The organism is Pseudomonas bohemica (assembly GCF_002934685.1).
In the GTDB taxonomy this organism is placed as follows: domain Bacteria; phylum Pseudomonadota; class Gammaproteobacteria; order Pseudomonadales; family Pseudomonadaceae; genus Aquipseudomonas; species Aquipseudomonas bohemica.
Genome location: NZ_NKHL01000116.1, coordinates 191304 through 215115 on the forward strand (window position 1 = coordinate 191304; position 23812 = coordinate 215115).

Genomic DNA, 23812 nt, shown 5'->3' on the forward strand with positions numbered 1-23812 from the left:
AACCCGTTGCTGCGCCATTTAGCCTGGTGCATCCGCCAAAAAATGAACAATAAGAAAGGAGATGATCATGTCCGTTCAGGCGCAAAGCAATCTGAACAAGGAATTCGCCAATGTCGCCAGCAATTATCGTGGCAGCGATGTAGACCTGCAGACCGTCTACGCAGAGGCGCGCAGAAACACGCCGATCCTGGAAGGCAATTTCATGGCCGGCCTGGGCGTGCCATCGATTGCGGGCCTGGACCCCAACCGTCCGACCTTTACCTTGTTCAAATACGATGACGTCATGGCCGTGATGCGTGATGCGAAGAACTTCACCAGTGGGTTCATTGCCGAAGGCCTGGGTGCCTTCTTCGACGGGCTGATTCTCACGGCGATGGACGGCGAGGCGCACAAGAACATCCGCAACCTGCTGCAACCGGTGTTCATGCCTGAAACCGTCAATCGCTGGAAGGAAACCAAGATCGACAGGGTGATCCGCGAGGAATACATCAAGCCCCTGGTAGCGGCGAAATCGGCGGACCTGATGGACTTCGGGCTGTACTTCCCCATTCGGGTAATTTACGCGCTGATCGGCTTCCCTGAAGACAAACCCGAGGAAATCGAGCAATACGCCGCATGGGCCCTGGCCATTCTCGCGGGGCCACAGGTGGATCCCGAGAAGGCCGCCGCGGCGCGTGGTGCGGCCATGCACGCGGCCCAGGCCCTGTACGATGTCGTCAAATTGGTGGTAGCTGAGCGCAGGGCAAAGGGCGCGGACAGCGATGACCTGATCAGCCGCCTGATTCGCGCCGAGTACGAAGGGCGATCGCTGGACGATCATGAAATCGCGACCTTTGTCCGATCCTTGTTGCCGGCAGCCAGCGAAACCACGACGCGCACGTTCGGCACGCTGCTGACCCTGCTGCTGGAAAATCCGCAAACCCTGGAACGGGTGCGTAACGACCGCAGCCTGGTCAACAAGGCCATCGACGAGGCGGTGCGGTTCGAGCCGGTCGCCACCTTCAAGGTACGCCAGACAGCGCAGGACACCGTGATCCGCGGCGTGCAAATTCCCAAGGGCGCGATGGTGCAATGCATCGTGTCGTCGGCCAACCGTGACGAAGACGCATTCGAGAATGCCGACAAATTCGACATCGATCGCAAGCCGCGCCCTTCGTTTGGTTTCGGTTTCGGCCCGCACATGTGCATCGGCCAGTTTGTCGCCAAAACCGAAATCAATTGCGCGATCAACGCGATTCTGGACCTGCTGCCCAACATCCGCCTGGATCCCGACAAACCCGCACCACAGATTGTCGGAGCACAGCTGCGTGGCCCTCATGAGGTCCATGTGATCTGGGATTGACGGCAGCCGCAGCGTATCCGCAACCGGTGACCCGTGCCCGCAAAGGCGCGGGTTTTTTATTTTGCGCTGCAAAAAACGGCGTTTTATCTGAATTTATATGAACACAATCAAATAAAGTGTTTAATTACTGACGAGTGTGATCTATGATTCAGGCACAACAACAAACAACCCGTTGAGAAGGGAAGAGCAATGAAAATTGATGATCTGATTCTCGTCAGTGTTGACGACCACGCCATCGAACCACCGAACGCATTCGCCCGTCACATGCCCGCGCGCTTCAAAGGCCGCGAACCTCACGTCGTGAGGACTGGCGATCGCGATGTCTGGGTTTTCGAAGAGCAGGCCACCGGATACATGGGCCTGAACTCTGTGGTTGGACGGCCTAAAGAAGAATATGGCATGGAGCCATTGGGTTACGACCAGATGCGCCGGGGCACCTGGAACATCAAGGACCGTGTCGATGACATGAGTGCCAACGGTGTGCTGGGCTCGTTGTGTTTCCCGACGTTCCCAGGCTTTGCCGGACAGCGCTTCCAGGTTCACGCCGACCGTGATGTGTCCCTTGCCGCGATTCAAGCCTACAACGACTGGCATTTGCATGACTGGTGTAACGCTGCGCCAGGTCGCTTCATCCCGCTGATGCTGGTGCCGTGGTGGGACATGCAGGCCGCCGCCGCAGAAGTCAATCGTATGGCCAGACAGGGCGTGCATGCGCTGTCGCTCTCCGACAACCCGGCAATTCACGGCTACCCGTCGATCCACAGCGATTACTGGGATCCGCTGTGGAAAGCCTGCTCCGACAACAAAGTGGTGATCTGCTGCCATATCGGGACCGGCGTCAAGGCCAATCACGCCTCGGACCTGTCGCCGATCGATGCGTGGATCACCTCCATGCCGATCTCCATTGCCAACTCCGCTGCAGACTGGATCTGGGCGCCGATGTGGAAGAAATTCCCCGACTTGCGCATGGCGCTGTCCGAAGGTAGCATCGGCTGGGTGCCGTATCTGCTGGAGCGGGCGGACTTCACCCATCGCCACCATAAGGCCTGGACCAATGCCAATTTCGGCGACAAGATGCCGAGCGACATCTTCCACAAGCACATCATCACCTGCTTCATCGAAGACAAGTTCGGTCTGCAGAACCTGAGCTTCATGAACGAGGACATGGTGACCTGGGAGAGCGACTACCCGCATTCCGACTGCACCTGGCCGGAGTCGCCGGAAACCGCGTGGGAGGGCCTCCGGCATCTGCCCGACCAGACGATCAACAAGCTGACCCACCTCAACGCGATGCGCGAGTTCTCGTACGATCCGTTCTCCATCCTGGGGCGCGAGAACTGCACGGTTGGCGCGCTGCGCGCGCAGGCCACCCACGTCAAAGTCGAGCCGGCCCTGGGCCTTGGCGGCGCCGACCATGGCCGTGAAGACGGCAAACCGGTGACCTCCGGTGACATCAACGCGATGTTCGAGAAAGCGGACGCGCAAACCGCGCTGTAACGCCGCAACGCTCATCCCGGACAAGCCACGCACTTGTCGGGGATGAGCGAAACGGTTGTGCACGTCATGCGGACGATGCGTTCGCTTTTTGCATGTCCTGTTTTCGAGAACATTCATGGCCATCAATGAATTTACCTACAGCCGGATTCCAGCTGAGGCTGAAGCGCTGCGCGCCGAGGTGCGCCAGTTTCTCGCTCAAACGCTGACCGATTACCCGCCTGCGCTGCGGGCACAGTCGTGGATGGGCTTCGACGCCGGCTTCAGCAAGGCCCTTGGCGCCAAGGGCTGGCTCGGCATGGCGCTTCCCAAGGAGTACGGCGGAACGCAAGCCGGTTTTTTTGCGCGTTATGTCATCAGTGAAGAACTGCTCGCCGCGGGTGCGCCGGTGTCGGCACACTGGATTGCGGATCGACAAAGCGGCCCGCTGATTAACAAGTTCGGCACACATGCCCAACGCGACCGCTACCTGCCCGCCATCTGCCGTGGCGAGAGCTATTTCTGCATTGGCATGAGTGAACCCGGTTCCGGTTCGGACCTGGCGTCCATCCGCTCAACGGCGGTACGGGACGGCGAAGGTTGGCGAGTCAATGGACAGAAAGTCTGGACCACCAACGCCCATCATTCCCACTACATGATTGCCTTGCTGCGCACCGGTGATAAACAGACCGCGCGGCATGAAGGCATGTCGCAGTTCATCGTCGATCTCCGCTTGCCGGGCATCACTGTGCGGCCAATACGCGATCTGGCAGGTGGCGAGCATTTCAATGAGGTGTTCTTTGACGATGTTTATCTTGCCGATGACGCCCTGATCGGCAGCGAGGGGAAGGGTTGGGAGCAGGTCACGGCCGAGCTTGCGTTTGAGCGAAGCGGTCCCGAGCGTTTTCTCAGTTCCATGGCCCTGATCAAGACCATGATCGACGCCATCGGGACTCAGCCCGATGCTCTGCAAGCAGCAGAAATCGGTCGCTTGACCGCAAGGCTGGCAACGTTGCGCAACATGTCGCTGGCCGTCACCGCGCAATTGGCCGAGGGCGCTCATCCGGCCTGGGCCGCTTCGTGCGTCAAGGATTTGGGCAACGCGTTCGAGCAGGAGATTCCCGAGCTCGCGCAGCGACTGCTGGACATCGAGCCCAGACAGCGCGGCGGCAGCGATCACGCACAGGTTCTGGCCTACCTGACGCAAATGGCGCCTTCTTTCTCATTGCGTGGCGGCACCCGCGAGATTCTTCGTGGGATCATCGCCCGTGGCCTGGGGTTGCGATAATCATGCGCGAATTATTTGGATCGACCATCGAGCGCCTGCTGGCCGATGGATCGGACAGTGAAACCGTACTCGCCAGCGAGGGCGGCGTGTGGTCCGCCGCGTTGTGGGAGGCCATCGAAGATTCGGGCTTTACCCTGGCCGCGGCTCCTGAATCACTGGGCGGAGCCGACGCCGGTTGGGCTGACCTGTACGTGATTGCCCGTGCGGCCGGACGCCATGCCGTGCCGTTGCCATTGGCCGAGGCGCTTCTGGGCAACTGGTTATTGGGCCGCTGCGGCCTCGAACCACAGAGCACCGGCCTGAGTTTCGCCGCCAGCGCCCAATTGAGCCTGACCGCCGGCCGGGTGAGCGGCGTGGTACGCGATGTTCCGTGGGGACGTCACGTTCAGTCGGTCGTCGCCGTTGCGGACACCAAGGGCGTCGGGCCAAGCCTTGTAGTACTTGCCCGCGAACGGGCTCAGGCCGTCGAGCAGAGCCTGAACGTGGCTGGCGAACCCAGGGACGCATTGTTTTTCACCGATGCCACCGTGGTGGACAGCGCACCGCTGCCCAATGGGCTCAGCAGCGAGGTTCTGCAGATCGGCGGGGCGTTGATTCGCAGCGCGCAAATCGCCGGTGCCCTGAGCCGGTTACTGGACATGACCAGTGAGTACGCCAGCCAGCGCAATCAGTTCGGCAAGCCGATTGGAGCGTTCCAGGCCATTCAGCAACAACTGGCGGTCTTTGCCGAGCAGACAGCCGCAGCCAACAGCGCGGCAGAAGCAGCGTTCGTGCAATCGGACCGGGCGTTGAATTGGTTTGCGATTGCCGTTGCCAAGGTCTGCGCCGCGGACGCTGCCACCCAGGGCGCCAACATTGCTCACGCCGTCCACGGGGCCATTGGGTTCACCCAGGAATACGCCTTGCAACTGTATACCCGTCGATTGTGGGCCTGGCGGGGCGAGTTCGGCTGCGCGACACGCTGGAGCCAGCAAATAGGTGCGCAGGTTTGCGCCGTGGGCGGGGAAGGGTTCTGGCCCTTGTTGACTCAGGATTGCCTCAGTGGAGCATCGGCATGAGCCCATTTCTGCACATCGAGCGCGACGGATCCATCGTGACCGTGCGCATGAATCATCCAGATACACGCAACGCACTGACGACCCCTGAACAGATAGAGGAATTCGTGCAGCTGTGCGCGGATCTGCGGCGCGACCGCTCGGTACGGGTGATGGTGCTGACCGGCAACGGCAGCGCGTTTTGTGCTGGCGGCAACGTCAAAGACATGCGTGAACGCAGTGGTATCTTTGCAGGCTCGCCTTATGAATTGCGCGACACCTATCGGGACGGCATTCAGCGCATCCCGCTGGCACTCTATGAACTGGACATCCCAGTGATCGCCGCCGTCAACGGCCCGGCCATCGGCGCGGGGCTGGACCTGGCCTGCATGTGCGACATACGCCTGGCCTCGCCAAGCGCGTTGTTCGCCGAGAGTTTCGTGCGCCTGGGCATCGTACCCGGTGACGGTGGCGCCTGGTTACTGCCTCGCATCATCGGCATCCCCAAAGCAAGTCTGATGGCCTTTACCGGCGACACCATCGATGCGACCAAGGCGCTGGATTGGGGCCTTGTGGAGCAGGTCTGCACCCACGAAACCCTGCAATCGGAAGCCCAGGCCCTGGCCCGACGCATTGCCGGCAATCCCGGCCATGCATTGCGCCTGTGCAAGCGGCTGCTGCGCGAAGGCCAGCACATGCGTCTGGACTCGCTCCTGGAGCTGTCTGCGGCCTATCAGTCCATCGCGCATCACACCGCCGACCATGAAGAGGCGGTCGCGGCGTTCGTCGAAAAGCGGCCCGCCAACTTTCAGGACAAATAACCAAACAACAATAAGAGTGGATGGGGAGAACAGTCATGCGCCGTGTGTTTCGTGAAGATCACAACATGTTCCGGGATCAGGCCCGACGCTTCGTCGAGCGGGAAATCGTGCCGCACCTGCATGAGTGGGAGAAAAACGGCATCGTGCCCAAGGAGCTCTGGCTCAAGGCGGGGGAAACCGGCCTGCTGTGTTCGACCGTTCCTGAGCAATACGGTGGCTCGGGCGGCGACTTCGGGCATTCGGCGGTGATGATCGAGGAGCTCGCGCGGGCCAATGCAACGGCGGTAGGGTTCACCACTCATTCGGAGATCGTCACGCCTTACATCGTGGCCTATGGCAGTGAGGAGCAGAAACAGAAGTGGCTGCCACGCATGGTCAGCGGTGAATTGATTGGTGTCATTGCCATGAGCGAGCCCGGCATTGGCAGCGACCTGCGCGCCATGCGAACGTCCCTGCGCCAGGAGGGCGAGGAGTACGTGGTCAATGGCCAGAAGACATTCATCACCAACGGCGGTAACGCAGGGCTGGTGGTGACGGCGACCAAGCTCGATCCAGCGGCCAGGGAGCTGACACTGATCTGCGTCGAAGAGGACCGTCCAGGCTTTTCCAAGGGGCGTCTGCTGGAGAAGATCGGGCTCAAGGGGCAGGACACCTCGGAGCTGTTCTTCGATCAGGTTCGCGTCCCGGTCGGCAACCGGCTGGGCGAGGAGGGCATGGGGTTCAAATACCTGACTCATCAACTGGCCTGGGAACGCTTGATCATTGCCATACGCGCGGCCCAGTCCATCGACACGCTGCTCGAAGAAACCGTTGCCTACACCCGCGAGCGCAAGGTGTTCGGCAAGCCGGTGCTGGATTTTCAGAACACTCGCTTCAAACTCGCCGAAGCCAAAGCCCAGGCGACGATGCTTCGGGTATTTGTCGATGACTGCCTTGAAAAGGTCATGCGTGGGGAACTGACGCCCGACATCGCCGCCATGGCCAAGCTTCTGGGTTCGGAAATGCAAGGCAAGCTGCTGGACGAGTTCCTGCAGTTGCACGGCGGTTACGGGTTCATGAGCGAGTACAAGATCAGCCGGGCCTGGGTCGATGCCCGTGTCGCTCGGATTTATGGCGGCACTTCGGAAATCATGAAAGAAATTATCGGTCGTACGCTTTAAAGTGTGTCGTAGCGTGACATCCGGTAAAACCACTCAAGGAGAAAGGCATGAGTCACTCGCTGTATGACATCCCGCTCAAACAGATCGACGGCACTTCCAGTAACCTGGGCCAGTACCAGGGCAAGGTGCTGTTGGTGGTCAACGTGGCGTCCAAGTGCGGTCTGACGCCGCAATACGAAGGGCTTGAGGCGCTGTATCAGAGCAAGCGCGCCGAGGGCCTGGAGGTCCTGGGCTTTCCGGCGAACAACTTCAAGGAGCAGGAACCCGGCAGCGACAGTGAAATCCAGTCGTTCTGCTCGACCACATACGACGTGCATTTTCCGCTGTTTTCGAAGATCTCCGTCAAAGGCGCAGACAAGCACCCGCTGTACAGCGAATTGACCTCGGCGCAGCCATCGGCCATCGGCGACGGGCCATTCCGCGAGCGCTTGAAAGGTTACGGCATTGAAAGCGGCGACCCGCAGGAAGTGCTGTGGAATTTCGAGAAATTCCTGATCGGTCGCGACGGCAAGGTGATCGGCCGTTTCGCACCTGACGTTGCGGCAGACGACCCGCGTCTGACAGCTGCGATCGACAAGGCGCTGACGGCCTGAGGGAACGGAGGCGAGCGTTCGGCGACTCGCCTCCGTTACGCTGCATCTGGCAGATCCGGCGAGCCTGATGGACATCGTTTCACTGAACGCACGCAGCGTGCCTATATTGGTGTGACTTCAAGATGTTCGTTCGACCTGTGTAAAGCTCAGGCACAGAGAAGCGTCGATCACTGAGCTGTCTATGTATCTCAGATTATTCAACGTACCGATAAGGGCCGTCGATGAATACAACATGGGCGTTGGATGCGTTATTCATCTGGCTTTCCTTGCGAGCAGTGAAGTGAGTTCTTTTCCCTAAGCGTCGTGAACGGTTGAGCCAACATCTGGGATGCGGCTCACAGACATCGCGACGAGCTCTTCCAGCAACGCTCTACCCTGACGCCAATCACCCAGTCCGCTGGCGGCATTGATGTGCCCTTGGGGCCCGATGTTCACCAGGCTACTGCCCCAGGCTGACGCACATCGCTGGCTATAATCCAGATCTGCATAGGGGTCGTTGCTGCTGGCGACAACCGTACTTGGAAATGCAAAACGCTTCAGGCCAAGCGGACTGAATCCTAGTGCGTCGTTTGGAAAAGTGGAGCGGTCGGGGTCTGGTACGGCAACCAGCAAAGCGGCCCTAACCGATGTGCGACTACATTGCGCCCAGTGCGCGACTTGCAGGCAGCCAAGGCTGTGGGCTACCAACACGGTGTCGGGCCCCGCTCGCCTAATGGCGGCCTCCAGATTCTCGACCCACTGTCTACAAACCGGTCGATTCCAGTCTTGCCCCCCAATAAGCTCCATGGAAGCGTCGGTGTGTGCCCATAGCGTCTGCCAGTGACCTGGCCCGGAATTTCCGATGCCTGGGAGGAGCAATATCGAAGATGTCATTTCTGGCCTCTCGGAAAGGGTGTCCGCAGAATATAGCGAATGAAACATCGACCTTGGATCGCAAATCATCCGAAAGAGGCGTCGTCGAGCGATGATTCATCGGACCATTCAGTAGAAAAGCATGGGCGACATCCGCCCCGGGGCAACTGAACGGCGGAGCCGTGAGACCCCGGAATCCGGACCAAGGGCTCAAGTGCCTGACGTTCCCTTTCCAATATCAAATGCCAGGTCGTTGAATTTCAGACTACTCGTCTCAACGGCCTCGGTGATAGTCGAAGCGTCTTTCCAAAGCGAGTCGGGAACGGAGTCCGAGAAAATCTCCAGGACATAGTCTCCATCGTAACCGCACTCAACCACCCGACGCAGTATTGGCAGGAACGCGATCGCACCGTCCCCCAGTGCTCGACGGTCGTGCAGTGATCGGGGACGGCGCCAATCCGCAAGCTGCACGAGAAACAGTTTATCTGCTGAGATCGACGCTATCAGTCCCGGATCCTGCCAACTGTTATAAACGTCCAGGCAGAGACCGAAGCCGTCTCTGTCCACGGTTGCGGCCAATTCCTGGGCTTGGCTGTAGGCAAACAGGATAGAGTTCCTGTTCATCAGCGAAGGACCAAGAGCCTCCAAGGCAATTTTCATTCCTTGCTTTTGAGCGTGGTCGGCGAGGGTGCGGTAATGTTCGACGCACCCGTCCCATACCCGGGATTCATTACCTTGCGGATCTGCGCCGGTATTGGACACCAGAGGCAGGTCTTTCCAATATTGGCTGAACAAGTCTACCGAGGCGATGAGGTTCTCCAGCCGGGCTTCAGGGGATTGCGGTTCAGGTGCCGAAGCAGAGGGAAAGACGGTGAGTGTTCTCGGCTGAATTGAAGTGATACGTACGCCACTCTCCTTGATGTACGCCAACTGGTCGTGAGCCTCGCTGCGGTCAGCGGAGAGTTTCTTCTCCGCAATCTCCAGCGCACAACCGAGTCGCTTGCACAACTGTAAATCTTCTTCGAGGGTCAGTGGAGTGGTAGTGATCTGACTGACAGCCAAGCTTTGCATTACAACCTCTCGGTTTTCGTATACAGGAAGGAAGACCGACTGACAGGGCGGACAGGTCGTTCCTGATAGGGCAAAGGGCAGGGATTTCTCTGACCTCTATTGTTATCTAGGATCAGCAGCCGGCTTTTTAGGTTCACGCGGATGAGGCGAATAGCCGGTTTCGCCCTCAGAACCGGGAATAGCGACGGTGGTCGCTTTCATTCTTTCGCCATTGTCGTGGCCTGGCTCGGATTCACGCCAGGCCAACCTCCACCCAGCGCCTGATACAGCGAAATAACGTTGTTGAGTTGACTCTCTCTTACCTGAATCGCCGCTAACTCGGTGTTGAATAGATTACGCTGGGCATCGAGCACCTCCAGGTAGGAGGAGTAACCACCTTGATAACGATCTTGAGCGATGTCCAATGAACGGCCCAGCGTGTGTATCCGAGTGCGTATCCGTTCGATTTGTTCTTCAAAGCGCTTGACAGCCGACAGCGAGTTTTCCACTTCGCCGAATGCGTTGAGCGCGACAGCGCGATAATTGTAAGCGGCCTGGTCTCGTTGCGCCGTCGCCACCCCAACCTGTGCTTCAAGCCGTCCGGCACTGTAGATTGGGGCCAGTACGCTGGCGCCCAGATCCCACACCTTGACCGGATCGAAGTCCAGAGCGTTGACGTAGAGTCGACCGAGGCCTGCCGAGAGTTGCACTTGAGGCAGGTACTCATCGCGACGTGCCTCCAGGTTGTAATCCGAAGCCGCCACCATAAGCTCCGCTTGCTGGATATCCGGACGGCGCCGTAGCAATTCTGCTGGCAGCATCCCTGGCACTGAAGGAGGGACGACGTTCTGGAACAGGCTGCCGCGGGACACATAGCCCGGCAGCGTTCCTGTCAGCAGGCGGATGGCGTTTTCCTGCTGGCGTATCGATTGTTCCAGTTGCGGAATCATCTGCTGGGCGGATTCATACTCGGACTGCGCCTGGGTCAGTTCCAACTGCGAGGTATAGCCCTCATTGGCGCGGTCCTGAGCGACTATCAGTGCATCGCGGCGCGACGCGGCAGTATCGCGAGTGACCTTGAGCTGGGTGTCCAGCGACAGCAGGGTAATGTAGGCGCGTGCAACCGTGCTCGCGACCGACAGATGAATATTGTCCAGGTCTGTGCGGGTGGCCTGGTATTGCAACTGAGCCGCCTTGTCCAGGTTGCGCAGGCGTCCCCAAAGGTCTAACTCATAGGCCACCTGGATTTCCGGTTGCACCGATCGGGTGTGAGTCACGCCGGTCAGACCAAGGTTACGTGTCGTCTGAGCGCTCAGTGTCCCGTCAAGCGTAGGCAACAGCGCCGAATGAGCCAGGCCGATCTGCTGACGCGCCTCCTCAACGCGTGCAACCGCTGTGAGCACGTCGTTGTTATGCGTCAACGCCTCATCGACCAGTTGGCTCAGGACGGGGTCATTAAAGGCTTGCCACCACTGCGCCGAGACAGGCGCCGGGGCTTGGGTTTGACCTCGCCACTGCGAAGGGGGGAAGACCTTGGATTGCGTTGGCGCAGGTGCCTTGGCGGGTGCGCAACCTGCCAGCGCGACAAGGGTTGCGAGCGCGAGGTGTTGCCACGGGCAGGAGGCTGACCGACTCATGGCGCGCTACCTTCGTCGCCTGCGCTGGCCGTATCGACATGAGCGACGACCGACATTCCGGGCCTGAGGCGCCGGGCCATCGGTTGGTTGGCGTCCAGCTCGATTCTTACGGGAATGCGTTGAGCGACTTTGGTGAAGTTGCCGGTGGCGTTGTCGGGCCGCAAGACGCTGAATTCCGAACCTGTGGCCGGAGCGAACCGCTCGACGCGCCCGCTCAGTCGCGCGCCGTCCAGGGCGTCCACGTCGAGGGTTACGGCTTGCCCCGCCAGCATGCCATTCACTTGGGTTTCCTTGTAATTGGCCACCACCCAAAGCTGTTCGGGCACCAGATACAGCAATTGCGAGCCGGCGCTGACGTATTGTCCAAGACGGACCGAGACCTCGCTGAGCACACCATCACGCGGAGCGCGGATACGAGTGTTTTCCAGATCGATCTGCGCCAGGTGCAGGGCGGCCTGCGCGCTCCTGACGGCAGCCTCCAATACCCCCCGCGAAACCTGGGTGGATTTCACCGTCTCTTTGGCGATGTCGATTGCGGCTCGCGCTTTTTTTACATTGGCGCCCGCAGCACGGGCGGTAGCGCGGATCTGGTCACGTTCGCGGATAGACACCGAACCTCGCGAGGCGAGTTCATTGACCCGCGCTTCGTCGGCTCTGGCACGATCAAACTCGGCCTCCACCGAAAACATCTCCGCCTGCCTGGACGCCAGCGTCGCCTGATCCGACGCCTGGGTTTGCAGCGAGTTTTCCAGATCCGCCTTGCGAGCGTCCAGATCGGCTGCCGCTTGTTCAACCCGCTGCTGATAAATACGGTCGTCGATTTGTATCAGCACCTTTCCCTGCTTGACCACCTCGAAGTCCCGCACGAGCACTTGCGCTACGTAACCATTGACCTGCGGCGCCATGACGGTGATCTGCCCCCGAACATAGGCATTCTCTGTGGTCATCACTGCGCTGTTGAACGGCCAGAACTGCCAGGCATACAGAACCAGGACGATGCCAACGCCCGCCACGCCCGCCATCAACCACAGGGTCGTACGGCTCGGTTTGATGATTTTCGGCGGATCGACCGACGCGCCACCTGCATCGGCTGCATCGCTGGGAGGGGTTGAGGTTTCGAGGTTTTTCGTCGGATCGGTCTGGCTCATAAGGTCACACAACTGCGGAGGAGGGAGTGGCGGGGGGCGGCGGTGTCGCTTTACGCGCAGCACGGGCGGTGTGCACCAATGACCAACACAGGAAACTGATGGTCATCACACCCAGTACCCGGAAGACGTCATTGAATGCCAGTACGTTGGCTTCTCGGGTAGCGGCCTGGCTTAGCTGGGATATGCCCTGCGCATTGCGTAGGGCGGGATCAGGCTGAGTCGCGGCATAGATCTGTCCCTGAATCTGCAGACGCTGCGCGATTACGGAATTGGTGGGGTCGATGTGCGCGTTGATCTGGCTGGAGTGAAACTTTTCCCGCAGGACCTGAAACGAGCCTAAAGCTGCTGGCCCCGCCAGCCCCCCGATACTTTGAGTGAGCGAGAAAAGCACAGCGAAGCTGACCATGTAATGAGGCCCATTCTTCAGCGCACTCATCACGCCTATCAGCAACAAAGGCCCCATGAACATCCCTGCCGCCACCGACAACAGGAATTGACTGAGGAACATATTTTGCGGACGTGTCAGGTTGGTGGCATCGGCATCCATGAAACTGCCCACCGCGACCAGCACGATAGACACCAGAATCTGCGGTACGGCAGCTTTTTCGCTGAACGTCAGGGCGCTGACGAGTATCCCCGCCACAAGCCCTGCAAGCATGACTGCATACAAGGGCTGCAATTGATCGGCTGCCATGCCCAGATTCTGTAACAGGCCAACCGCGCCATAGGTTTGTTCGGAAAGGATGAAGCGCAACATCAGCGCGCCCAAGGCAAAACGTATCGTTTCGAGCGAAGCCAGCCAGCGGGTTTGCAGCAACGGGTTCTTGCGCTGGTGCTCGATCATGACGGCCACGGTCAGCAATACAATGGCCGCGATCAGGGCATAGCCTATCCACGTTTGGGTATTCCACCACTGGACGCGGCCCTGGGTCAGTACCGCAGCAAACAAACCCAGCGCAGGGGCGAGCAGGAAAAAAGTGAGAAAGTCCAGTGGTTCGAAAGCCTTGATCTGCACGCCGGGCGGCAGTTTGAGCGCCACTACGGCGGCCAGGCAGCACAGCGCCAAGCCCGCCTCGAAGACATACAGACGATGCCACTCGCCCATGTCGAGCAAGGCGGGGGAGATCAGCCAGGCGAGCGGCGTGGCCAATTGAGAGATACCGATGCCAAGGACCAGGGCGCTCCCCATTGCAGCCTTTTTAAATGCCTGCAACATGTACATCACGGCCAGGGTGCTGACGGTCGCCCCGGCAAAACCGCTGGCGGCCCTGACGAATACCGCCATGGTGAAGCCGTCGATGAATACATGCGCAACCGTGAGCACGACATAGGCGAGCAGACCAATTTCAGCGAAACGTCGCAGACCAAACTGTTGGCGAAACTTAACCAACAGCAATGCGGTAGAGATGTTCACCATCAGGTAGGCAGCCGGCAACCAGGCCGCTTCGGAGGGGGTCAATCCCAGATGCCCCTGGATATTGGCAAGGTTGGCGCTGATCAGTGCGTTGCCTAATCCCCCTGTAATGCCCAGCAACGTCGCAACAAGCGCATAGGCCAATCGCACGAGCGGGCTGTGATAGGGGGTGGAAGGAGAACCTGGCATCGATGGCCGTTCATGCGCTTCCCATTTTGGCGTCGGTTCAAGGTACTCAGCCAAGCGCAGTAATCTCGATAAACCGTTATGGGCGAAGGTGCCGTTCAGTTTGCGGGATACTAGACGGGTGAGTCGAGTATTAGTTCATTTTACGACGATATCAAATCGGTCATAATGGACGGCCAAATCATGTATCTCTCCCATGACTGACAAGAAACCCTCTTCATCCCGTCCTCCTCAGCAAGCCCGCGGCCGCGAGCGGGTATCGGCGATATTGGACGCTTGCGCCCGTTTGATCCTGCTCGAAGGTGCCGCTCAGGTGACGATGCATGGCATTGCCCGAGAAGCTGGAACATCGATTGGCTCGCTCTATCATTTCTTTTCAGACAAGCAGCGAGTGCTGGAAGCGTTGGGTGAACGCCATATACAGTCGCTGGCGGTCATTACGGACGAATTGATGGCCATCGACGACAGTGTCTGGGTCGACGAAAGCGCAGACGGCGTTATCGCTCGACTGATCGTTCCGATCCTGCGATACACCGAGCAGCATCGGGACCTGGTTTCATTGATCTTTCCGCTCGATGGCACTTATCGTCTGAGTAACCCTGATCTGCGCCTGCGGATCGAAGGCATCTACGCACGGGTGCTTCAGATCCGATTGCCGGATGTGACTGCCGAGGCACGCCAAACTTACGTCCTGGCATTGATAGGGCTGCCCATGGGCGCCTTTCAGATCGCGCAGGAAAATAATGCGTTGTCCAGGCGTATCTTGATTGAAGAGCTTCCGAGAGCCCTGACCGCTTACCTGAAAGCCCTGGAAGGACTTCACAAAGTAACTGGGTAGATGTGCGCCCAAAACATGGGTGTGCCGAATGCCGTCGTGAGTCTGATGTGCGCCGCAATCCCGGAAGGTGGATTGTCCCGTACAGGCATACGGTGAATAGAAGACCATCGGCGGAAACCGTAATCCAATGATTCGTGCTTCGGCCGGGCCTTCTCGGAGAGCTGCAGTACCGCGTTGTTGTCTGGTGTCAGCTTGCCCAGTGAATCCGTTGACTTTCCAATGGCACCGCCAGGCCATATTCGCTGCCGGGAATGATGCGGACAGTGAAGTCTTCTATCTCCCGGTCACCGCGCGTCTCCACAACGTAGAGCCGCGTCTGGGCATGCTCATCGGCCGGTTTGAGCGTCATGTCCAGCACTTGCGCGGGCGCATGACCGCGTTGCTCCGCATACAACTGTACGCATAGAGCATTTACGGGTAGAGCGCCAGTGTCGATTGCCACTTCCACTTTGTACGTCGGTGCCGGCCCGCGGGTGATCCGAGTGTCGAGTATCTTAATCTCGTCCCAATGTTCATCCAGGGACGTGAGTCGATCTCTCAACAGGTTCGCCACGGCACTACGCTCTTTCGTCCGCTCACGGTAGCGGAGGGCGCCTGGCAGATAGTAGCGCTCGGTGTACTCGCGTACCGCCCGGTCGGCGGAGTATTCCTGCACCAGATTGCTCATGCTACTGCGGATGTGCTGGATCCAGCGCCGAGGCAGTCCATCGGCGTCGTGCTCATAGAAGGTCGGAATGATCTCGTTTTCCAGCAGTTGATATAGCTGTTCAGCGTCCCTGGCATCTGCACCCGGATCGGCTTCGGGCTCCTCGCTACCATCGCCAATGGCCCAACCCAGCCCTGGCTCATAGGCTTCTGCCCACCAACCGTCCAGTTGCGACAGGTTCAGACCCCCATTGGCCAGGATCTTCATGCCGCTGGTGCCGCTGGCCTCCCATGGACGCCTTGGGGTGTTAATCCAGACGTCCACACCGCTTACCAGATGCTGTGCCACACGCATATCGTAATCGTCGAGAAAGGCGATGCGCCCCTGGCTGTCGGTGTCGCGAATGAAGGCATGCCATTGAGCGAGCATTGCCTGGCCCTGCAGATCTGCAGGATGCGCCTTGCCTGCTACCAGCAACTGGACCGGCCATCGTGAATGTTGGATCAGATTGAGCAAGCGTTGTGGATCATGCAGCAACAGGTTGGGGCGTTTGTAGGTGGCGAAGCGGCGGGCAAAACCCAAGGTCAGAACATCGGGGTCGAACCACTGCTGACACGCGTCGATCTGTTGCAGCGATGCTCCATGAATCGCTCGCTGACGAGCCAGATGATCACGGCTATAGTCCAGCAACGCACTCCGGGCCCGGCGGCGGATATTCCAGAGGTCCTGATCACTGAAGCTGCTCAGCGCCTGCTCGGCGCTCAGTTCCGGTTCACCCCCGCTGGGTTGTCCCTTATGCCAGTGTTTCCAGGCCTCCAGTGCATCGGCGCCTATCCAGGTCGCCAGATGAATGCCGTTCGTGACATGGCCGATGGGTACCTCCGCCGCTGGCCAGCGCGGATACAGCGGTTCGAAGATGCGTCGGCTGGTGGCGCCATGCAGTTCGCTCACTGCATTGATCGCCCCCGCGGCACGACTGGCAAGCCAAGCCATGTTAAATGGCGAATCAGGCACTCCGGGCTGTTCCTGACCAAGGCTGATCACTCGTGCCACGGGCTGTGCCAGCTCCTGCTGGATGTAATGGCCCAGATACTTTTCGATCAGCGCTGGCGGAAAACGATCAAAGCCGGCGGTGACCGGCGTATGGGTGGTGAACAGGTTGCCTGCACGAGTGGCTGTCAGGGCTACCTCGAAGTCGACATTGTGTTTGCGCTGATAGCTGAGCGCACGCTCCAGCACTGCAAATGCGGCATGGCCATCGTTAAGGTGCAGCACGTCCGGCTCAACGCCAGCGGCCTCCAGCAGACGCCAGCCGCCAATGCCGAGAACCAGTTCCTGGCGCAGACGCATTTCCAGATCGCCGCCATAGAGTTCGCCGGCGATCAAGCGCACTGGCGGCGGATTGGCCGGGTCATTGGTGTCGATCAACAGCAGGCGGTTACGTCCGACATTGACTTGCCATCCACGTAACCAGATGGTCCAACCGGGGAAATGGCAGGCCAGCCGCACCGGGTTTCCGCTGCCATCGAGCAACGGCCTTACGGGCATCTGTCGGGTGTCATTGACCGGGTACAACGCTTGCTGATGTCCCTGGCTGTCGAACTCCTGACGAAAGTAACCGTGCTGCCAGAGCATGCCTACCGCCGTGACCGGCACGCCTAGATCGCTGGCCGCCTTGAGCTGATCCCCGGCAACGTTTCCCAGCCCGCCGGAATAAATGGGCAGCGCATCGCTGAGCATGAACTCCATGGAAAAGTACGCGATGCAGCAGGCTTGTTCTTGCCGATGGCTTTGGTGAAACCAGCCTGGCGTGTTCAATTCGTCGTAGCGGGTCTGCGACAGCGCCTGCAACTGCGCACGAAACGTCGGCTGTCGCAGCAACCCCTCAATGTGATCGTCACTGACACTGGATAGCACCAGGCAAGGATTGCGGCTGAGCAGCCATAGATCATTGTCCATTAGCCGCCAGATCATGTCGTTCAAACTCGACCAGGTAATGCTCAGGTCGAATGCCAGCTCATCCAGGTCCATGCGCAGCTTTTCGATACTTTTTTCCAGCGCCATAAAGCCTCTCCGGTGCGTGTCACTAGCTTGGTAAAGGGCGGTTACGCGTGTTGAACTATTTCTCCTGTCTCACGGCTCGGAAGAACCGAATGCACGCCGTTGCATTGACGGCGTAAACGCCTGAGTGTGTCGCCTGTGATGACCGACGATTAGGTTGCACATGCAGCTTGCGTATTCAAATTTCCCGCTGAAGAAGTGATCTCCATAGCGATTTCATGCCGGGCAAAAAATGTTCAGAACTGAATGCATTACCGTCGAGCTGTCCGACCAAAGAGCGCATCGAAACTGTCAGGGCAATAGCACCGGAGACATTATAGAAAAACAGCTCGGGATCAACGTTTTCAAGAAAGCCATCAGCGATTGCGAGCTCAACGGTTGGCAGCAAGACCTCTTGTGCGGGCCTGATGAGGCGCTCATAGACGTAGTGGAATCTTTCATCCCTCTGGGCGATTTCCTTTATGACGAACATCGACATTTCCGGTGCATCTGCTGAAAAGTCGATCATCTGGTCAATCGCAAGCTGAAGTCGGTCCATGGACGTTCCATCGGCGAATTCGGCGGGACTTCGTGATCGACTCAGTTCCAGGACAAATTTACTTGCTATGTCATCCACGACTGCTTTCCACAGATCCAGCTTTGCGCCATGGCGATGCGCGATCAAGGCCACGTCGACGTCCGCCGCGGTAGCGATACGCCGCAGGCTGGCACCTTCGAAACCGTGCGTTGCAAAGCACGTCAATGCCGCCCGCAGAATGGCATCGGGTTTGACCTCGTCGGCTTTGGGCGGCCTGCCTCGGCGTTTGGTGAGCTCGTTGGGCATTCGGTGGATATACCTGATCTAGACGGATTGGTTGACATGTGCGTCGAAGCGACGCTTTAATCAACGCTCGATGAATTAATTTTCATGGTGGGCTAATCCTAGCACCGGATCGTGGGGGCGTCTCACTATTGAGGGCCCGAAACGAGGCTGACCCGCTGTCGTTTCAGGGGCAGCCAACTCCCGACCTGAATTCGCAGCCACATTCGCTCGTTGCAGCTGGAAACGGATATTGCTCGAGACTTGCGCGTTGCCGTTGCGCGAATCGAACACTTTTGAACTCGCTACGGGATTCAGTGGGCGGACCTATTCCCATGCATTGCAGCCAAGTCGCTTTGTACGCCGCACAAGCGCAGACCAAGCCACTTCGCTATGGCTGCCGAACGCCTGAATTGAACGTAAAGCCCAAGGACTAAGGTCGTTATTCATGAAAGTACCTGGCAATAAGCTGTTAGTGCCCCTGGGCGTCGTCGTTGTGTTGGTTGCAGGCTGGTTTATGTGGAAGGCCTTGAACCCTGTCGGGTTTGGCGATGGGTTTGTCAGCGGGAACGGGCGTATCGAGGCCACCGAAGTGGATGTCTCGGCAAAACTTGCGGGTCGTGTGGATGACATCCTGGTGCAGGAGGGTGACTTCGTCGAACGCGGACAGATGTTGGCAAGCATGCAAATCCAGACGCTTACGGCTCAGCGTGACGAGGCTGTCGCTCAGCATCAGCAGGCGATCAACACCGTGTTGGGCACCAAGGCACAGGTATTGGTACGTCGAAGCGACAAATTGGCTGCCGAGGCGCTGATCGCTCAACGCGAAAGCGAACTTGACGCCATGAAGCGCCGACTGAAACGTTCCGAAATGTTGTCCCGTGAAGGCGCTTTGTCGACTCAGCAATATGACGATGACCGAGCGAACGTACGAAGCGCCGAGGCGACACTGAAGGCGGCTCAGGCTCAGGTGGCAGCGGCTCAAGCCAATATTGAGGCTGCTCAAGCCGAGGTCGTGGGCGCGCAATCGGCGGTGACGGCGAGCCTGGCCACGATTGCTCGAATAGAGGCCGACATCACCGATAGCCAGCTGGTCGCGCCACGCGCCGGGCGCGTTCAGTACCGCGTCGCTCAGCCGGGCGAAGTGTTGGCGGCGGGCGGCAAGGTACTCAACCTGGTCGATCTTTCCGACGTGTACCTGACGTTTTTTCTCCCGGAAAGTGTGGCAGGGCGGGTCGCGCTGGGCAGCGATATCCGCATCATTCTCGATGCCGCACCTCAGTACGTCATACCGGCGAAGGTCTCGTTCGTCGCCAGCGTTGCACAATTCACCCCGAAGACCGTTGAAACGGCCAGCGAACGTCAGAAGCTGATGTTTCGTGTCAAGGCGCAGATCGATCGGGACCTTTTGCTGCGCAACCTCACACAGATCAAGACCGGTCTGCCCGGTGTGGCCTGGGTCAAGCTTGACCCGCAAGCCGACTGGCCAGTTGAACTGGCTGTGAAAGTTTCTAAATGACTGACGAACCCCAAGGCGATCCGTTGCCTGGCGTCGCCAGCGTCAGGGACGTAGTGCTGACCTACGGTAAGACCCAGGCATTAGCCAACATTACTCTGGATATTCCCGCAGGCCGAATGGTCGGGCTCATCGGCCCGGACGGTGTCGGTAAATCCAGCCTTCTGTCGCTTCTGGCGGGAGCCAGGGCGATACAGCAGGGCCAGGTCACCGTGCTGGGCGGCGATATGCGCCAGGTTGCCCATCGCAATCGGGTCTGCCCACGTATTGCCTATATGCCACAGGGATTGGGCAAGAATCTCTACCCGACGCTTTCGGTCGAAGAAAACCTGCAATTTTTCGCCCGCCTGTTTGGCCATGACGCCGCGGAGCGCCGTCGCCGTATTGATGACCTGACCCGCAGCACAGGGTTGTACTCATTCCTCACCCGTCCAGCCGGCAAGTTGTCAGGCGGCATGAAACAGAAGCTGGGCCTGTGCTGCGCGTTGATTCATGACCCTGATCTGCTGATTCTGGACGAACCTACCACCGGCGTGGATCCTCTGGCGCGGGCCCAGTTTTGGGACCTGATCGGTAGCATAAGGCAGCAACGGGCAGGAATGAGCGTCATTGTTGCCACCGCATACATGGATGAGGCGCAGCGCTTTGACTGGCTGGTCGCGATGGACGCCGGCACGGTGTTGGCGACCGGTTCGCCCGAGCAATTGCTGGCCAGTACCCAATCCCGGGATCTGGAAGCGGCGTTTATCGCCTTGCTGCCGGAGGAAAAGCGTCGCGGTCACCAACCGGTGCATATCGAACCGTTGGAGAACGTCGCTGAACCCGAGATCGCTATTGAAGCCCGGGATCTCACCATTCGCTTCGGTGATTTCGTGGCGGTGGATCATGTCAGTTTCCGTATTCGCCGCGGCGAAATCTTTGGTTTTCTTGGCTCCAACGGCTGCGGTAAATCCACCACCATGAAGTTGCTGACGGGGCTGTTGCCGGCCAGTGAGGGCACGGCAAGTCTGTTTGGACGCGAAGTCGACCCCGACGACATCGGTACACGGCGTAGAGTCGGTTATATGTCGCAGGCGTTTTCGCTCTATAGCGAGCTTACCGTTCGGCAAAACCTGGTACTTCACGCGCAGCTGTTCCAAATGCCGGAAGAGCAGATCGGCCCGCGGATCAACGAGCTTGCCGAACGCTTCAGCCTCGGCGAGGTGCTGGGCAGTCTTCCAGAAAGTCTGCCGCTGGGGATCCGCCAGCGCCTGTCTCTGGCGGTTGCGACGGTTCATCGGCCCGAGTTGCTGATTCTCGATGAGCCGACCTCAGGCGTCGACCCGATTGCGCGCGACGGCTTCTGGAACCTGCTGATCGAGCTGTCCCGGCGCGATCGCGTGACCATCTTCATTTCCACCCACTTCATGAACGAGGCTGAACGTTGCGATCGCATTTCGTTAATGCACGCGGGCAAGGTGCTGGTCAGCGATACGCCTGGCAATATCGTTAAGCAGCGTGGAGCCAGCTCACTGGAGCAGGCCTTCATCGCTTACTTGCAAGAGGCAGCAGGCAAGTCGGAAGAAGAGCCGGCGAAGGCCCCTTCACCTGCGGTCAATCTCAAGCCGTCCAATTCCGCGGGTCAGCCGAGTTTCAGCGTCAATCGCATGTTCAGCTACCTGTGGCGCGAAGCATTGGAACTGCAACGTGATCCCGTGCGTGCGACGCTGGCCCTGATAGGGTCACTGGTGTTGATGCTGGTGATGGGTTTCGGTCTGAGTATGGATGTGGAAAACCTCAGTTATGCCGTGCTGGACCATGACCAGACCGAACTGAGCCGCAACTATGCGCTCAACCTTTCCGGCTCGCGGTATTTCAAGGAGATGCTGCCGTTGGCCGACTATCAGGATCTGGACCAGCGCATGCGCAGTTCGAAGATCACGTTGGCCATCGAGATACCGCCAGGTTTCGGGCGCGATCTGCAGAGGGGAGCACCGGTGCAGATTGCGGCGTGGATTGACGGCGCGATGCCGTCCAGGGCCGAGACGATACTGGGCTATGTACAGGGCATGCACCAGACATGGCTGCAGGATCAGGCCTTGCATCGCCTGGGCACAGCGGTTAGCGACAGTTCGTTCAGCATCCAGACCCGGTTTCGCTATAACCCGGATGTCAAAAGCCTGCCCGCCATGGTCCCGGCCATCATTCCGCTGTTGCTGCTTATGCTGCCCGCCATGCTCACGGCGCTGTCGGTCGTCCGGGAAAAAGAGCTGGGCTCGATCATCAATTTATATGTCACGCCGGTGACGCGAACCGAATTCCTGGTGGGTAAGCAGCTGCCGTATGTGGCGCTGGCGATGATCAACTTTCTGCTGATGACATTGATGGCGGTCACGCTGTTCGATGTGCCGGTCAAAGGCAGCTTCATGACTCTGCTGCTGGCCGCGTTGATTTATAACGTCATCGCCACCGGGATCGGCTTGCTGGCCTCGACACTGACCAGCAGCCAGATCGCTGCGATGTTCTTCACCATGATCGGCACCATGATCCCGGCTATCCAGTTCGCCGGACTGCTCAACCCGGTGTCCTCGCTGGAGGGCGCGGCCAGATTCGTGGGTGAAGTCTATCCGGCGACGCACATGCTCAATATCAGTCGCGGCGTATTCGGTAAATCCCTGGGTTTCGATGACCTGCATAACGAGTTCTGGCCGCTGCTGGTCGCCGTGCCGTTGATTCTGATGCTGACGGTTGCCCTGCTCAAGAAACAGGATCGCTGACATGCAGTCGCTCAAGAATGTCTACCGGCTGGGAATCAAGGAGCTGTGGAGCCTGGCCCGGGATCCGACGATGCTGGTGTTGATCATCTACACCTTTACCTTTTCGGTCTACACCGCCGCAACTGCTCAGCCGGACGTGCTGCACATGGCACCCATAGCCATCGTCGATGAAGACCAATCGCCATTATCCGGGCGCATTGCCTCGGCTTTTTTTCCACCGCAGTTCACTACGCCGGTGATGATCTCCCTGGAGCAGGTTGATGCCGGCCTGGACGCAGGTGACTACACGTTCACGCTCACTATCCCGCCAAACTTCCAACGCGATGTGCTGGCGAACCGGGAGACGGAAATCCAACTCAACGTGGATGCGACCCGCATGTCCCAGGCCTTCACTGGCAGCGGTTATATCCAGCAAATGATCAATGGCGAAATCACCGAGTTCGTGCAGCGATACCGCGGGGCTCAGGCCCTGCCTGTGGAGTTGGTCACCCGCATGCGGTTCAATCCTTCTCTTGAACACGCCTGGTTTGGCGCGTTGATGCAGATCATCGACAACGTCACCATGTTGTCCATTGTCCTGACCGGCGCAGCGCTGATTCGTGAGCGTGAACACGGCACCATCGAACATCTGTTGGTCATGCCGGTGACACCTCGGGAAATCATGTTGGCCAAAGTCTGGTCGATGGGCCTGGTGGTACTTACCGCCGCTGCGCTGTCGTTGATATTCATCGTGCAGGGCGTGCTGCATGTGCCGATCGAGGGCTCCATCCTATTGTTCCTGGCCGGGGCCGCGTTGCATCTGTTCGCGACTACGTCCATGGGCATATTTCTGGCGACACTGGCGCGAAGCATGCCTCAGTTCGGCATGTTGATGATTTTGGTACTGCTGCCGCTCCAAATGCTCTCAGGCGGCAGCACGCCACGCGAGAGCATGCCCGAACTCGTCCAGAACATCATGCTGATAGCGCCTACCACCCATTTCGTTGAGCTCAGTCAGGCGATTCTTTATCGCGGGGCAGGGCTGATGGTGGTGTGGCCAACATTCGTGACGTTACTCATCATCGGCTCGGTGTTGTTTGCGATCTCGCTTTCGCGCTTTCGCAAAACGATCAGCCAGATGGCGTGATAGCTACGTTTACCCAAGCAGAGCAGACACTCGGATTGTCGTTTTCACCAGTAAGGGTTTTTTTGTGTCGTT

General features: G+C 58.8%; 18 protein-coding genes. 11 read left to right on the forward strand and 7 right to left on the reverse strand.

The annotated features are described in order from the left end of the window. The first annotated feature begins 67 nt into the window (after nt 1-67). The 7 genes from CE491_RS21615 to CE491_RS21645 all read left to right on the forward strand — a co-directional run bounded on the left by CE491_RS21615 (nt 68) and on the right by CE491_RS21645 (nt 7711). On the forward strand, nt 68-1342 hold the full coding sequence (locus CE491_RS21615) for a cytochrome P450 (protein ID WP_110950380.1): 1275 nt from the start codon (nt 68-70) through the stop codon (nt 1340-1342). Between the two features lie 189 nt (nt 1343-1531). Further along, complete coding sequence (locus tag CE491_RS21620) at nt 1532-2839, forward strand: amidohydrolase family protein (protein ID WP_110950381.1); 1308 nt, start codon at nt 1532-1534, stop codon at nt 2837-2839. A gap of 115 nt (nt 2840-2954) precedes the next feature. Further along, nucleotides 2955-4103, forward strand: coding sequence for an acyl-CoA dehydrogenase family protein (locus CE491_RS21625; protein ID WP_110950382.1), 1149 nt, complete (start codon nt 2955-2957; stop codon nt 4101-4103). Between the two features lie 2 nt (nt 4104-4105). Further along, nucleotides 4106-5161 (forward strand): acyl-CoA dehydrogenase, encoded by a 1056-nt coding sequence (locus CE491_RS21630; RefSeq protein ID WP_110950383.1) that lies wholly within the window; start codon nt 4106-4108, stop codon nt 5159-5161. Beyond that, nucleotides 5158-5958 (forward strand): crotonase/enoyl-CoA hydratase family protein, encoded by an 801-nt coding sequence (locus CE491_RS21635; protein WP_110950384.1) that lies wholly within the window; start codon nt 5158-5160, stop codon nt 5956-5958. The genes CE491_RS21630 and CE491_RS21635 overlap by 4 nt, the downstream gene beginning before the upstream one ends. Before the next feature lie 35 nt (nt 5959-5993). Next, on the forward strand, nt 5994-7118 hold the full coding sequence (locus tag CE491_RS21640; RefSeq protein ID WP_110950385.1) for an acyl-CoA dehydrogenase family protein: 1125 nt from the start codon (nt 5994-5996) through the stop codon (nt 7116-7118). Nucleotides 7119-7165: 47 nt separating this feature from the next. Beyond that, entirely contained in the window at nt 7166-7711 is a 546-nt protein-coding gene (locus tag CE491_RS21645; RefSeq protein ID WP_110950386.1) for a glutathione peroxidase, read from the forward strand. A gap of 294 nt (nt 7712-8005) precedes the next feature. On the opposite strand, the gene CE491_RS21650 is transcribed toward CE491_RS21645, so the two are convergent. From CE491_RS21650 to CE491_RS21670, 5 genes are all read right to left on the reverse strand, one after another. Beyond that, entirely contained in the window at nt 8006-8653 is a 648-nt protein-coding gene (locus tag CE491_RS21650; protein WP_324881565.1) for an RBBP9/YdeN family alpha/beta hydrolase, read from the reverse strand. Between the two features lie 120 nt (nt 8654-8773). Continuing rightward, complete coding sequence (locus CE491_RS21655) at nt 8774-9634, reverse strand: sugar phosphate isomerase/epimerase family protein (protein WP_110950388.1); 861 nt, start codon at nt 9632-9634, stop codon at nt 8774-8776. A gap of 197 nt (nt 9635-9831) precedes the next feature. Further along, nucleotides 9832-11250, reverse strand: a complete 1419-nt coding sequence (locus CE491_RS21660; protein ID WP_110950389.1) for an efflux transporter outer membrane subunit — start codon at nt 11248-11250, stop codon at nt 9832-9834. Continuing rightward, complete coding sequence (locus CE491_RS21665) at nt 11247-12398, reverse strand: HlyD family secretion protein (protein WP_110950390.1); 1152 nt, start codon at nt 12396-12398, stop codon at nt 11247-11249. Before CE491_RS21665 ends, CE491_RS21660 begins: the two co-directional genes overlap by 4 nt. Nucleotides 12399-12402: 4 nt before the next feature. Beyond that, a complete protein-coding gene (locus CE491_RS21670) occupies nt 12403-14001 on the reverse strand; it encodes an MFS transporter (RefSeq protein ID WP_110950391.1) in 1599 nt (532 codons plus the stop codon). Nucleotides 14002-14194: 193 nt separating this feature from the next. Here CE491_RS21670 and CE491_RS21675 point away from each other — a divergent pair, with 193 nt between their 5' ends. Further along, entirely contained in the window at nt 14195-14836 is a 642-nt protein-coding gene (locus tag CE491_RS21675; protein ID WP_110950392.1) for a TetR/AcrR family transcriptional regulator, read from the forward strand. A 187-nt stretch (nt 14837-15023) separates the two neighbouring features. Here the strand turns inward: CE491_RS21675 and glgP are convergent, their stop codons facing one another. Together glgP and CE491_RS21685 are read right to left on the reverse strand one after the other, a co-directional pair. After that, the gene (gene glgP / locus CE491_RS21680; RefSeq protein WP_110950393.1) at nt 15024-17546 is read right to left on the reverse strand and encodes an alpha-glucan family phosphorylase; all 2523 of its coding nucleotides are present in this window, start codon (nt 17544-17546) and stop codon (nt 15024-15026) included. A 175-nt stretch (nt 17547-17721) separates the two neighbouring features. Beyond that, nucleotides 17722-18366: a TetR/AcrR family transcriptional regulator gene (locus tag CE491_RS21685; RefSeq protein ID WP_057023568.1), complete on the reverse strand. Its 645-nt coding sequence runs from the start codon at nt 18364-18366 to the stop codon at nt 17722-17724. A 424-nt stretch (nt 18367-18790) separates the two neighbouring features. Here CE491_RS21685 and CE491_RS21690 point away from each other — a divergent pair, with 424 nt between their 5' ends. From CE491_RS21690 to CE491_RS21700, 3 genes are read left to right on the forward strand one after another with little or no spacing between them, the layout of a single operon-like run. Then, nucleotides 18791-19861 carry an HlyD family secretion protein gene (locus CE491_RS21690; protein WP_060765597.1) on the forward strand — a complete coding sequence of 357 codons (1071 nt, stop codon included), beginning with the start codon at nt 18791-18793 and terminating at the stop codon, nt 19859-19861. Next, nucleotides 19858-22614, forward strand: coding sequence for a ribosome-associated ATPase/putative transporter RbbA (rbbA, locus tag CE491_RS21695; RefSeq protein WP_110950394.1), 2757 nt, complete (start codon nt 19858-19860; stop codon nt 22612-22614). Before CE491_RS21690 ends, rbbA begins: the two co-directional genes overlap by 4 nt. Before the next feature lies 1 nt (nt 22615). Continuing rightward, on the forward strand, nt 22616-23740 hold the full coding sequence (locus CE491_RS21700) for an ABC transporter permease (RefSeq protein WP_110950395.1): 1125 nt from the start codon (nt 22616-22618) through the stop codon (nt 23738-23740). Nucleotides 23741-23812 lie beyond the last annotated feature (72 nt).